Source organism: Mesohalobacter halotolerans (assembly GCF_006120725.1).
Classification (GTDB): domain Bacteria; phylum Bacteroidota; class Bacteroidia; order Flavobacteriales; family Flavobacteriaceae; genus Psychroflexus; species Psychroflexus halotolerans.
The window spans coordinates 533,780-546,828 of the sequence record NZ_SWMU01000002.1 but is presented as its reverse complement, the minus strand read 5'-3'; the positions used below and the strand labels follow the sequence as shown (position 1 = coordinate 546,828).

Below are 13,049 nucleotides of genomic sequence, written 5' to 3'. Positions count from 1 at the left end.
ATGAGAAATATATTAATAATTTTTTTACTAATTTCTACCTTTGGCTACGCTCAAGATCCAATATTTACTCAATACTTCATGATCCCTGAAACACTTAATTCGAGTTTTACTGGTGCTAAAAAGTCAACACGAGCTGGAATCATTCACAGGACACAGTGGCCGGGCCTTAATTTTAGTATCAATACCCAGTACGCATTTGTAGATAATTGGTTTGAAGAAATCGATAGCGGTTTAGGTATAAGCATACTTAATCATAAAGAAACAACAACGCGATATAATTTAACTCAAATAAACATTAATTATGCTTATGAATTACAATTAACTTCTGAATGGTATTTCAGACCAAGCCTATCGTTTGGTTTAGGATTAAAAGATTTCGGATTCCAAAATTTATTACTAGAAGATCAGATAAATTTGTATCAAGGGATCATCAACCCTACTAGTATGGATCAGGTGAACCTTAATGATTCACGCATATTTTATGATATTGGAACCTCTTTTTTGTTATACAATGAAGATTCCTGGATAGGGCTTTCTGTATTACATTTGAATCAACCAAATATTAGTATGACCTTTGAAGGAGAAGAGTCACTGGATATATTTGCTTCTTTGCATGGTTCATACAAAATTCCGACAGGCTACAGAAGTAAAGTGGAAGTGTATGGATTATTTAATGCTATGATACAAGGTGACTACAATCGCATGGATGTTGGTGGCAAAGTAAAATATAATAGTTTCTATTTCGGAGCTTTAGGTGCGACAAACCCTATCAAAAGTGGTTTTCAAAGCCATACTCTAACGTCCATTAATGGTTTCTTTGGATTTGATTGGAAAGGTTTTAGAATTGCTTATTCTTATGATTTTAACACAACTAATATCGGGCGTACGGGAGGAGTTTATGAGTTATCTGTTTTTTACGATTTTGGTCAAGGCAGAAAATGTTATGGTTGTCCTGATTATTAAAAATATTTACGTAGGCGTTTTGTAAATGTTTATGAAAGATAATAAGTTTGGAAGTACAGATATTATAAAATCAGCTGTATTAAAAGATGAAAGTTACAGAAATGAGATATGCGGAAAAGGGTATTCAGACCAAAACTTATTTACGGCTAAAAAATGTAACCTTACTTAACATTTTGAGGAAATTAAAGCATTTATTAAAGGAAATGACTTAGAAAAAATTATTTATACCTGGGGCAAGCGTGAAAACCCTGTCTATTTTAAAAGCCAAATAAATCTACTAAAGGACTTTTGTGCACAGGAAAATGTTGTATTTATTGAGGATTGTCCATCTCTAAGCGTAAGAATTAGAAGCAAAGAACATAAAACTAAATTAATTGAATTTTATAAAACACATCTGATAAAACCAGCCCATAACAACGTATATAAAAAATAGCGGTTTAATCGCCTTATCGAAACAAAATGAATAAATTAGAGGTGAGTCGTAATCCGAAAAATTAGTGCTAATTATCCGCTACTTTTCATATACAAATCCGTTGTGCGTAAGTTGAAAAAAACCCATATGAAATAAAGTTGACAACTAATTACCAAAAAATATCTGAAGAAATTAAATTAAAGGATGGATTTTATCATCCCAAATATTCGGCTAAAAGATTAGCGATTTCTGAAGAAGATTTTATTGAAAAAGTCGATAAAGCGCAATTAAAATATGTTGGTCTATTAGATGAACATACATTAATCAATCAACTACACTCCAAAACAAAAGATACTTTTGATATAATTTTAGAAAACACTTTATTAAATCGTCAGTTTCAAGAAACAAATAATCTTTTGTTTTATCATTGGTATGAAAGAAAGTATAATAAAAATGTTATTAACAATGAAGTATTATACACTCTCAATATCAGCTCTATTATTCCTTGGTATAATAAATTCACTAAAAAAGATATAAGCAGAAATATTTATGACAAATTAGAAAAGCATTTTGAGTCCTCACAATTTCCGGGTTTTAGTATATATTACGAATACTACTATAAATTTTTCCCAAACATAGAAAAGTTTACTTTTGAAGAATTTAAGAGAAAGCAATTCTTAAACTATTTATTAGGATTATTTCCTGAAATAGTTGCAATTGACTATAAAAATAAAAAAAAACTTTGGCGAATTACAGATTCTAAATTAGAATTTTACGGCGATGATGGTCATCATATGACCACAATGGATAGAAAAAATAAATATAATGCAGTAACTTATAATAATAATGATTTGCCTTGTTTTTATCCAAGTAAAATAGGTGAAAAAAATTATGAGTATTATAAAATTGATTTACCTGAAACTCACACGCCACTTTTCAAAATTGTAAAATTTAAGATAAGAAGTATCGAAAATGAAATTAGGGAAGAAAGAGAATTACCTAAAATTGGAGAAGGTTGGATATCAGAAACTCTACTATTTTATAAAATAAAAAAGAGTCTAAAAAATTATATTGTAGTTCATCACGGAAGTCCTGAATGGCTTGGTTTACAACATTTTGATATTTTCATTCCCGAATTAAATATAGCAATTGAATATCAAGGTACACAACATCAAAAACCAATTGAATATTTCGGAGGTGAAACAGCATTTAAAAAAGGGCAAGAAAGAGACGAAAGAAAAAAAAGACTATGTGAAGAAAATAATTGCACTTTATATTATGTTTATCCAGATGATGATATTGATAAATTTGTAAAAGAACTGAAAGAGAATATTAATTAATTAAAAACAAAAATGTAGAATAAAACCTACGCACAACACTATGTATCTTCAATGGCGAGGTTTGGGAGCTGAAACTTAATACTAATAATGAATTTTTAATTTCAACAACAACATTACTTTTTTTCTTCATGTGACGGACAAAAACAGAAAACGGTTGAATTAAAAGTCATTTAACCTTATTTTAAAGAGTTCTGAACTCTAAAATCACCTTGGTTATTACACTTTATTTATTGGATAATTTATACAATAATTTAGATACTGAAATGCAAATTATTTGACTTTATTATTTGAATCCAGTTTTCTATTTTATGTATGCTCATAATTGTAAAGTCGTAATTATATCCGATATTGCAAATCGTAACGAATTAAGAATACATAGCTACAATGCTCTTCAATTCTATCGATTTTGCAATTTTCTTGCCTATAGTTTTTGTGCTTTATTGGTATGTGACCCACAAAAATTTAAAATTTCAAAACTTGCTCATTGTTGTAGCTAGCTACGTGTTTTACGCCTGGTGGGACTGGCGGTTTTTATCGCTCATTGTTTTTAGTACCGTAGTTGATTTTACAGTAGGAAAAGCATTAAAAAAAGAAGACCGACCGTTTCAACGAAAAGTTCTGCTGTGGGTCAGTATTTTGGTTAGCCTGGGATTTTTAGGTTTTTTTAAATACTACAATTTTTTTCTAGGCAACTTTAAAGCTGCTTTTTTGTTTTTTGGATATGAAATTCAAGGGGAATCTTTAAGCATCATACTTCCTGTCGGCATCAGTTTTTACACCTTTCAGACCTTAAGTTATACTATAGATGTGTATCGGCATAAACTGACGCCAACAAATAATTTTATTGCATTTTCAGCTTTTGTCAGTTTTTTTCCTCAACTCGTCGCCGGACCCATTGAACGGGCGACAAACCTATTACCTCAATTTTATAAAAAACGACAATTTGATTATGCTCAAGCTGTTGATGGCATGCGGCAAATCCTGTGGGGAATATTTAAAAAGATAGTCATAGCAGACAACTGCGCTATATTTGCAAACCAAATTTTTAGTCAATCTTCAGAACTTAATGGAAGCACACTTGTCTTAGGGGCTTTATTTTTTACATTTCAAATTTACGGGGATTTTTCAGGATATTCAGATATTGCTATTGGAACCTCTAGATTGTTTGGATTTAATTTAAAACAAAACTTTGCATTTCCCTATTTTTCCAGAGATATAGCTGAGTTTTGGCGTCGTTGGCATATTTCATTGTCCACCTGGTTTAGAGATTACCTCTACATCCCGTTAGGAGGAAGCCGAGGAAGTACTAAAAAGACTTTGCGCAACATTTTTATCATTTTTATCGTGAGTGGCTTTTGGCATGGGGCCAATTGGACGTTTTTAGCCTGGGGCGCTCTAAATGCTGTGTATTTTTTACCTTTATTTCTCACCCATAGTAACCGTTTAAATTTAGATACAGTAGCTGCAGGAAAACCACTGCCTTCATTGAGAGAATCTTTTTTTATGTTGGTAACTTTTGCTTTTACGGTTTTGGCATGGATATTTTTTAGAGCTGAAAACATAACACACGCCTTCAGCTATATTTCAAATATGTTTTCATTTTCAATATTTCAAATGCCCAAATTTGAGGGTATGCCCAAAGCCTTTGCAACGATTTTACTTATTTTACTTTTTTTAGGTATTGAATGGAATGGAAGAACAAGTCAATTTGCTATTGAAAATATGGTAAAATACTGGTCAAAACCCATAAGGTGGTTTTTTTATGCATTTATTATTTTTCTCATTGGAGTATTTATGCCTACTGCTGAATCTCCTTTTATTTATTTTCAATTTTAAAGCGTATGAATCATTTTCTCATCAACAGTATAAAATTTCTCGTCTTTTCAATAGTGACATATGTTGTACTTATTTTTTTATGGGGTTCAGTTGCGCCATCTTTTCTCAAACCTAATATCAATTATCCTTTAGGATCTTATGGCCACATGTATACAAGATTATCTGAAGCTAAAAATTATAAAAATGTCGATATACTCTTTCTAGGGTCATCCCACTCATATAGAGGTTTTGACCCTCGAATTTTCGCTCAACACAACTACAAAACTTTTAATTTGGGATCTAGTGCTCAGACTCCACTTCAAACTAAGGTTTTGCTAGAACGATATATAAAAAATCTTAACCCTAAAAAAGTTGTTTATGAGGTCTTCCCTAGATCATTTACGACAGATGGTGTGGAATCTTCACTAGATATTATAGCCAATGCCCACAATGATAAATACAGTTTAAAAATGGCAATGGAAGTCAATCATGTTAAGACTTATAATACATTATTATATGCCTCTATTCGTCAAGCATTAAATTTAGATAAAGCCTTTGTAGAACCTAAAATAAGAGAGGAAGACCAGTACATTTCAGGAGGTTTTGTAAAGAAGCAGATCCATTATTTTAAGCCTAGAGCATTCAAAAAAAAGAAAATTAAAATTAAAGACAATCAACTCGACGCCTTTTCAGAAATAATAGAAACATTAAACAATAAAAATATAGAGGTTCTTCTCGTTTTTGCCCCAATTACAACATCAAAGTACAGCCAATATAACAATATCAGTACTTTTGATAGTATTATGAATGAATATTCAACTTACTATAACTTCAATAAGACCACATTGTTAAACGATTCATTGCATTTTTACGACCCACATCATTTAAACCTTAGAGGTGTTAAATTATTTAATGAAAGGCTTATTGATAGTCTTGATAAAAATTAAAGTTTTTGACTAAAAAGATAGTTTTTTCGATTATTAGCTTTCAGGTTAATTATAAATTTACTCTTGATTAAAAATCAAAATGTTCTCCATTAAATTTTTACTTTTGCAATTATGAAGTACGAAAGATTAACCAAAGAACAATTTGAAGAGTTACATCAGGAGTTTATTAATTTCCTAGCCACACAATCCATTACGGCAGAGGAGTGGGCAGACCTTAAAAAAAATAAACCGGAAGTCGTGGAAGAAGAGCTTGATATCTTTAGCGATTTGGTCTGGGAAGGGGTTTTGAAAAAAGTGGACTACCTGGAACACCTCTCAAAAAAGTTTATGTTTTTATTTAAGTTTACAGATGTTCAAATCGAGCTGATCAAAGTTGAAGTAAAGCATCCCAATATCGACATTACGACTAAAGAAGGCTACCAGTGGTTGCAGAACAATCTACTCGAAGATGAAGTTGAAATTCATCAAGCCACTAAAGCCTTAAGTGATGACAGAAATAAGGATATCTTTGCATTGATAAAGCAAGGGGCAAATATCACCAAAGGCGAGTTATTTGACTATTTTGATAAATGGATAAACGCCCAATCTAAATCACAGTAAATGGCACAAAAACCCGCTATACCCAAAGGCACCAGAGACTTTAATGCCAACGAAATCGCCAAGCGTAATTACATTTTTGACACCATCAAACACCATTTCCAACTGTTTGGTTTCGAGCCGATTGAGACGCCTTCCTTTGAAAAGTCGAAAACACTCATGGGCAAGTATGGCGATGAAGGCGATCGATTGATATTTAAGATATTAGATTCCGGTGATTTTTTAAAACGCGTCGATGATAATCAGCTTTCTTCTCGGGATACATCTATGTTAACTCCTAAAATCTCCGGCAAAGCCCTACGTTACGACCTCACGGTCCCATTTGCGCGGTATGTTATTCAACATCAACACGAACTCAATTTACCTTTTAAGCGCTATCAGATCCAACAAGTCTACCGTGCAGATCGTCCTCAAAAAGGCCGGTTTAGAGAATTCTATCAATGTGATGCTGACGTTGTAGGCAGCGAAAGTCTTTGGCAGGAAGTGGAATTTGTTCAGTTATACGATGCCGTTTTTAAATCTCTTCAACTCCAAGGCTGTACCATCAAAATGAACAACCGTAAAATTTTAAGTGGTCTTGCTGAAATTATTGGAGAATCTGACAAGCTCATCGACTTTACTGTGGCTCTGGATAAACTGGATAAGATTGGAAAGGATAAAGTCATTGAGGAGATGTTAGACAAAGGCATAAGCCGGGAAGCTGTAAGTAAACTTGAACCTATTTTTAACGTATCCGACGGCCACATTCGCGAAAAGTTGACTGAGATCAAAGCGCTGTTATCCGATTCAGAAATTGGCCTGAAAGGCATTGAAGAATTAGAATTTATTGTGAACCAATGTTTGAGCTTAAAACTGAGCGATTCTATACTTGATTTTGATGTTACTCTGGCTCGAGGTCTCAATTATTATACCGGAGCTATTTTTGAAGTTCAGGCTCCAGAAGGGGTCAAGATGGGCTCCATTGGTGGCGGTGGCCGATACGATGATCTCACCGGCATTTTTGATCCTAAGAACAAACTCAGTGGCGTGGGTATATCGTTTGGCTTAGATCGTATTTATCTGGTTTTAGAAGATTTAGACTTGTTTCCCGAAAACTTGTTGTCCAATAACCGGTTATTGTTTATCAATTTTGGTGAATTTGAAGCCGGCCACGCATTAGAAATTATCAAGACGTGTCGGGAAAATGGGATTGCCGCAGAATTGTATCCGGATGCCGATAAAATGAAAAAGCAAATGACCTATGCTGATAAGAATGAATTTAAATACGTGGCCCTCTTAGGCGGGAATGAAATTCAGCACGGTACGTTGGCCTTAAAAAACATGAAAACCGGAGATCAGGAACAAGTGGTGCAATCAGAATTGATGGATAAACTTAAGGCTATTCTAAATTAAAATCAATGAAAAAAACCGTTGCAATCGCCATGGGTGGTTATACCAGTGAGTGTGATGTTTCACTGCAAAGTGGCAAAAACGTCTACGATCAACTCAAGGATGTCTATGAGGTTTATCAAGCTCATATACTGAAGGAGGATTGGTACGTCTGGTTTGATGATCAAAAATATCCCATAAATAAATCAGATTTTTCGGTACTAATTAAAGGGAAAAAAGTCACGTTTGATCTTGTGTTTAATACCATACATGGAACACCTGGTGAAGACGGTCTCATTCAAGGCTATTTAAAGAACCTAAACATCAAACAAACTGCAGCAGACTACTATCATGCCGCTTTAACCTACAACAAACGGGATTGCATCAGTGTCTTAAAAGCTTACGGTATTCCCACAGCCAATAATTATTTTTATAATCAAGGCGATAACATCGACCCGGATGCCATTGTTGATGCTGTTGGCTTACCGTGTTTTGTAAAGGCTAATCGTGCCGGGAGCAGCTTTGGGATTACTAAAGTGAAAGCAAAAAATGAAATCCCTCAGGCCATTGCACATGCTTTAAAAGAAGACGACGAAGTCATCATAGAATCCTTTTTAGAGGGTCGTGAATTTTCTGTAGGGGTAATCAATTATCAGGGCGAGGTGAGAGCGCTTCCCATTACAGAAATTATATCTGAAAATGAATTTTTTGACTTTGAAGCTAAATATTACGGAAAATCCAAAGAAATCACGCCTGCAGAATTAACTTCAGAAGAAACACAATCGATTCAGGAGTTGGCAGTCAAAATTTTTAAAACCTTAAAGATGAAAGGTCTGACCCGTTCTGAATTTATATTCCATAACGGTAAACCTCATTTTTTAGAAATTAATGCCTGCCCTGGTCTCACTAAAGCCAGTATTTTACCACAGCAGGCTAAAGCCGCAGGAATATCATTAAAAGACCTGTTCAGTAATACCATTGAAATGGCTTAAGCGCTATTATTTTATTATCTTTACGCCAAAAGTTAGATTATGAAACGTGCAGTATTTCCGGGATCTTTTGATCCTTTGACGATGGGTCACTACGACATTATTTGTCGTGGTATGACATTGTTTGATGAGATCATTCTAGCCATTGGTGTTAATGCCAATAAAAAATATATGTTTAGCTTGGAAGAGCGCAAACAATTTCTGACCGAGGCGTTTAAAAATGATGCTAAGATAAAAGTCGATACTTACAAGGGTCTCACCGTAGACTATTGCGTGGAACAGGAAGCAGACTTTATTTTAAGAGGCTTAAGAAATCCTGCAGATTTTGAATTTGAGAAAGCCATTGCCCACACCAATAGAAAACTCCAAAAAATTGAAACCGTTTTTCTCTTAACCTCAAGTGGTAAAAGCTATATTTCTTCATCTATTGTGAGGGATGTGATTAGAAATGGTGGCGATTATACCGTTCTTGTACCGGATGCCGTACGCGTTTAAACTTCTTTCTACTTTGTGAGTCTTAATGATATAAATCTGAAATATTGAAAATATACCGCTTAAACCTCCTCATTTTTCTGGTTTGTATGCCTTTAGGTTTGTTCAGTCAAAACATAAACATTGATAATAATGCTTTTACCGATCAAGAACTCATAGAAAATGTACTTTTTGATACCAATTGTGTTAATAATGTCAATGTCACCAATACGATTTCGGGTAATTTTTCAGATGGCGAGTTAAGTTATGGGTTTTTTGATGCCGGGAATTCTAATTTTCCGTTTCAAGACGGTATTGTATTAAGTACCGGGCGATTGGACAATGTTCCGGGACCAAACTCAACCTTAAGTGATGATGATGCGCCAAATTGGACGGGTGATCCTGATCTAGAGAATGTGCTCGGAATCAACAATACGCTCAATGCTACCGTTTTTGAATTTTCATTCGTGCCTCAAGCCTCAAACATTAGTTTTCGCTACATTTTTGCTTCCGAGGAATACCGCGAAAACAATTCGACCACCTGCGATTTTTCTGATGTATTTGCATTTTTAATACGACCAGTAGGCGGACAATATGAAAATATTGCGGTTGTACCGGGAACCAACACACCTGTTCAGGTTACTACCGTAAGGCCGGAGATTCCCGGAGCTTGTGACGCCATCAACGAAGAATTTTTTGGTCAATTCAATGACATCAGTGCACCCATAAACTTCAATGGACAAACCGCGATTTTAACTGCTGAGAGCGACGTTATAGCCGGTCAGACCTATGAAATAAAACTCGTTATTGCCGATGAAATTAATTTTAGATTTGACTCTGCCGTTTTTTTAGAAGGTAGCAGTTTTAATATTGGCGTAGACCTGGGACAGGATCAAACCCTTTGTCAAGGTGAAACTTTAGATTTAGAAGTAGAAAATGACGATGCTACCGATGTACGATGGTTTTATGAGGGCCAACTCATCAATGATACAGACGATATGATCACGGTCTCTCAAGCCAATTTCGGTGAAGGGCTCTACACTGTAGAAGCTGATCTCCCGAGTGGATGTACAGCGGTAGATGAGGTGCAAATTAATTTTGATCAGATCACTTTGCCTCAAGATTTAAATCTAAGTACATGTGTTGACTCTAACGGCTTAGGCGTGTTTAACTTGTTTAATGTGACCAGCCAAATCGATAACAGTTTACAAGTATTAGATTTTTACTTATCCCAAAGCGATGCCGATCAAGACATTAATCCAATCCAAAACCCCAATGCATTTGAAAATACGGTATCTAATCAAAATGTCTTTGTTCGCGTACTCAATGCCAACAATTGCATTGCGGTAGGTGAACTTGAACTCAGTGGAAATACGCAAACCTTAGATGAGGTGACCTATACCGTTTGTCCCTCACAGGAGACAAGCCCAACCTCTTTTGCAAACCAAGCGGTAAAAAATCAGGTGGCTGTTTCTTTAAACATCCAGGCTGGTGCAGTCGATCTATACTTTTCTGAAGACGATGCCATCAATCAAACAGAAGAAATTACAACCGGGTTTATCGAAATTGAAACGGATGTTTTGCCTTTAACCATTTTTGCACGATTGGAAGATCAAGGTTCGTGTTTAGGAATAGCACCTGTGGTACTGCAAAAAATTGATGGGCCCATTTTTAGTGCTGAAACTGATAATTTTTTGATTTGTGAATCCAGTGGAACCTCAGCCATACTAGATGGAAGTATAGAAAACCCTCAAGGCGAAATATTTTATGATTGGGATACAGGTGATACGACTCAAACCATTTCAGTCAATGAAGCAGGAACCTATCGCGTGGATGTGACTACGGTGCAGGATATTGCCGGTATAGAAGTTATATGTACAAACTTTAAATTATTTACGGTTGAGGTCTCTAGCCTCCCTGAGGTGAGCTTTACCCAAACAGGTTTTGCCGGAAATGGAGAAGTCATTATTAGTGCAGAAGGCATTGGAGACTATGAATATGCACTTAATACTTCCGGATTTGGAGATAATAATACCTTTCCGGTTAACCAAATCCAAAACACGATTATTGTGAGAGATAAAAATGGTTGTGGACAGGTGGCCCTGGATTTTGTGGCCTTAAGAGTTCCTGATTTCTTTACGCCCAATAACGATGGCTTTAATGATTATTGGCAAATTGAAGGTATTCGTAGTAATGCCAATAGCGTCAAAAACATTTTTATATTCGATCGATACGGGAAACTGATTCACAAACTCTCGCCATTATTGATTGGTTGGGATGGCACCTATAACGGCAGACAAATGCCCTCACAGGACTACTGGTATAGAATTGAACTCCAATCTGGAGAAAGTGTTTCTGGGCATTTTACATTGAAAAGATAATATTTCATTAATTCTTATACCGACTAATACTCAATCCATCTCTTATTGGCAATAATACGGTTTCTAATTGTGAATGTGTAATGAGTTTTTCATTATAAGCCCGAATGGCTACGGTGTCTTCATCGTTGATTTGAGGATTGACGATTTTCCCGTCCCAAAGGACATTATCAGATAATATAACCGCTTTGGGATTGAGTTTGGACATCACCAAATCTAAATACAAACTGTAATTTTGTTTATCGGCATCGATGAAAATTAAATCAAAATTAACCTCAATTTTGGGAATAACGTTTTGTGCATCGCCCAGGTGGGTTTTGATTTTGTGGTAAAATGGTGAATTTTTAAAGTGTTTTTCCTGAATATCAATCAATTCTTCATTAACATCAATGGTATGTATAACGCCATTTTTTGTCAATCCTTCAGCAAGACATAGGGTAGCATATCCAGTGTAGGTACCAATTTCTAAAATAATTTTAGGCGAAACTATTTTAGAGATTAAGCTTAACAATCTGCCTTGATATGCGCCGCTGAGCATTCGGGGTTGCAACACCTTTTGCCAGGTTTCTTTGGCTAAGGCTTTTAAGTATTTTGGCTCGTTTTCACTATGCTCAATACTGTAAGCTTCAACGCTTTCATCAATGATCTTCATATCCAATACGTTTGTAAAATTCAGATTTTAAGGTGTCATCCTCACCAAACAACCAGGTTACCACGTTATCGCTCCATATTTCATCCCGCTGTTGTGCAGTAATAATGTCTTGCTCCACCGCCAGATCCAAAAGTTTCCCCGGATAGGAGGATTGGGGTTCACTTTCCATTTCTCCCAACGGATAAGGATCGTCTAATCCGGTGATGATTTGTTTACATTTTTGATTTTCCAAGAGCAATTGGAAAGATTTGGTATCGTGCACCAACGTATCAAAGAAAATGTTTTTATGCCCGACAGACTTACGGGGATGCACTTTACCTTCAAACAAATCGGGGCGACCGTCAAAGCCTTGAATTCTTCGGCCTAAGTTAATTTGTGCGAGTTGTCCACCGTGCGCAAAACACACCCGCATATTCGGAAATTTATCCGGATAGCCATTGAGGGTCAAAAAATGATAAGCATCGGCACATTGGGCAAGCATCCAAATGAGGTGAAAACGCCAGGCTGTGTTCTCTAATTTGATGAACTTTTCCCCATCGTAAGGATGAATTTCCACAGCGAGATTATATTTATTGGCGAGTTCAAATATGGGTTCGTTTTCTTCGTCAAAAATACACCGCCAGGTGCCAATAGAATCCATGTAGTGGGTAGGTAAGCATAACAAGCGCATGTCTAATTCTTCGACACAGCGCTCGATTTCCCACATGGCACTTCGCACAAAACCCGGATGCACCACAAATCCACAGGTGAATTTAGTAGGATTTTCGCGTTGAACTTCGGCATTAAAATCATTTTGAAAACGCAAAGCTTTTTTCATTTCTTCTACCCGAAGACCATTACCATAGAGTTGCGACAAGTTAAGTACGACGGCATGGTCAATATTGTAGCGCTCCATCCATTCCAGTTTTTCGTTGAGAAAAAAACTTGAATCGGTGACGGGTCGTTTCCAGTTTTTTTGTAACATAAATTTACGCTCCTCATCGACCCAAAAGATCCCTTTTTCTTTCATAAAAGTAGGGATTTGTTCCGGATAAGGTAATAAATGAGAATGGCCGTTTATGCGAAGTTTTCGTTTCATATTCCTCAAAAATACATTAATTAGTTCGGGTAAAATTAA

At 35.6% G+C, this 13,049-nt stretch carries 12 protein-coding genes; 10 read left to right on the top strand and 2 right to left on the bottom strand.

Features of this window, described 5'->3' with window-relative positions; translation table 11 throughout:
- From FCN74_RS07075 to FCN74_RS07035, 10 genes are all read left to right on the top strand, one after another.
- Complete coding sequence (locus FCN74_RS07075; protein WP_138931883.1) at positions 1 to 963, top strand: PorP/SprF family type IX secretion system membrane protein; 963 nt, start codon at positions 1 to 3, stop codon at positions 961 to 963.
- 31 nt (positions 964 to 994) lie between these two features.
- Positions 995 to 1,132, top strand: coding sequence for a hypothetical protein (locus FCN74_RS12060; RefSeq protein ID WP_171047130.1), 138 nt, complete (start codon positions 995 to 997; stop codon positions 1,130 to 1,132).
- Positions 1,133 to 1,533: 401 nt separating this feature from the next.
- Complete coding sequence (locus FCN74_RS07070; protein WP_138931882.1) at positions 1,534 to 2,715, top strand: hypothetical protein; 1,182 nt, start codon at positions 1,534 to 1,536, stop codon at positions 2,713 to 2,715.
- A 384-nt stretch (positions 2,716 to 3,099) separates the two neighbouring features.
- Positions 3,100 to 4,551: an MBOAT family O-acyltransferase gene (locus FCN74_RS07065; protein WP_138931881.1), complete on the top strand. Its 1,452-nt coding sequence runs from the start codon at positions 3,100 to 3,102 to the stop codon at positions 4,549 to 4,551.
- Between the two features lie 5 nt (positions 4,552 to 4,556).
- Positions 4,557 to 5,477 carry a hypothetical protein gene (locus tag FCN74_RS07060; RefSeq protein WP_138931880.1) on the top strand — a complete coding sequence of 307 codons (921 nt, stop codon included), beginning with the start codon at positions 4,557 to 4,559 and terminating at the stop codon, positions 5,475 to 5,477.
- 111 nt (positions 5,478 to 5,588) lie between these two features.
- A complete protein-coding gene (locus FCN74_RS07055; protein WP_138931879.1) occupies positions 5,589 to 6,077 on the top strand; it encodes a DUF6495 family protein in 489 nt (162 codons plus the stop codon).
- The gene (hisS, locus tag FCN74_RS07050) at positions 6,078 to 7,466 is read left to right on the top strand and encodes a histidine--tRNA ligase (RefSeq protein ID WP_138931878.1); all 1,389 of its coding nucleotides are present in this window, start codon (positions 6,078 to 6,080) and stop codon (positions 7,464 to 7,466) included. It abuts the gene before it with no gap.
- A gap of 5 nt (positions 7,467 to 7,471) precedes the next feature.
- Entirely contained in the window at positions 7,472 to 8,434 is a 963-nt protein-coding gene (locus tag FCN74_RS07045; RefSeq protein ID WP_138931877.1) for a D-alanine--D-alanine ligase, read from the top strand.
- A gap of 39 nt (positions 8,435 to 8,473) precedes the next feature.
- Positions 8,474 to 8,926 carry a pantetheine-phosphate adenylyltransferase gene (gene coaD, locus FCN74_RS07040; protein WP_138931876.1) on the top strand — a complete coding sequence of 151 codons (453 nt, stop codon included), beginning with the start codon at positions 8,474 to 8,476 and terminating at the stop codon, positions 8,924 to 8,926.
- Between the two features lie 44 nt (positions 8,927 to 8,970).
- Positions 8,971 to 11,283 carry a T9SS type B sorting domain-containing protein gene (locus tag FCN74_RS07035; protein WP_138931875.1) on the top strand — a complete coding sequence of 771 codons (2,313 nt, stop codon included), beginning with the start codon at positions 8,971 to 8,973 and terminating at the stop codon, positions 11,281 to 11,283.
- A gap of 7 nt (positions 11,284 to 11,290) precedes the next feature.
- On the opposite strand, the gene FCN74_RS07030 is transcribed toward FCN74_RS07035, so the two are convergent.
- Both FCN74_RS07030 and FCN74_RS07025 read right to left on the bottom strand, forming a co-directional pair.
- Positions 11,291 to 11,932 (bottom strand): O-methyltransferase, encoded by a 642-nt coding sequence (locus tag FCN74_RS07030; RefSeq protein ID WP_138931874.1) that lies wholly within the window; start codon positions 11,930 to 11,932, stop codon positions 11,291 to 11,293.
- The gene (locus FCN74_RS07025; RefSeq protein WP_138931873.1) at positions 11,919 to 13,010 is read right to left on the bottom strand and encodes an amidohydrolase family protein; all 1,092 of its coding nucleotides are present in this window, start codon (positions 13,008 to 13,010) and stop codon (positions 11,919 to 11,921) included. Before FCN74_RS07025 ends, FCN74_RS07030 begins: the two co-directional genes overlap by 14 nt.
- Positions 13,011 to 13,049: the final 39 nt, after the last annotated feature.

Coding starts and splice junctions, on each gene's coding strand:
- FCN74_RS12060 (WP_171047130.1), top strand. CDS start 995: ATGAAAGATAATAAGTTTGGAAGTACAGATATTATAAAATCAGCTGTA.
- FCN74_RS07025 (WP_138931873.1), bottom strand. CDS start 13,010: ATGAAACGAAAACTTCGCATAAACGGCCATTCTCATTTATTACCTTAT.
- coaD (WP_138931876.1), top strand. CDS start 8,474: ATGAAACGTGCAGTATTTCCGGGATCTTTTGATCCTTTGACGATGGGT.
- FCN74_RS07075 (WP_138931883.1), top strand. CDS start 1: ATGAGAAATATATTAATAATTTTTTTACTAATTTCTACCTTTGGCTAC.
- FCN74_RS07060 (WP_138931880.1), top strand. CDS start 4,557: ATGAATCATTTTCTCATCAACAGTATAAAATTTCTCGTCTTTTCAATA.
- FCN74_RS07065 (WP_138931881.1), top strand. CDS start 3,100: ATGCTCTTCAATTCTATCGATTTTGCAATTTTCTTGCCTATAGTTTTT.
- hisS (WP_138931878.1), top strand. CDS start 6,078: ATGGCACAAAAACCCGCTATACCCAAAGGCACCAGAGACTTTAATGCC.
- FCN74_RS07055 (WP_138931879.1), top strand. CDS start 5,589: ATGAAGTACGAAAGATTAACCAAAGAACAATTTGAAGAGTTACATCAG.
- FCN74_RS07045 (WP_138931877.1), top strand. CDS start 7,472: ATGAAAAAAACCGTTGCAATCGCCATGGGTGGTTATACCAGTGAGTGT.
- FCN74_RS07030 (WP_138931874.1), bottom strand. CDS start 11,932: ATGAAGATCATTGATGAAAGCGTTGAAGCTTACAGTATTGAGCATAGT.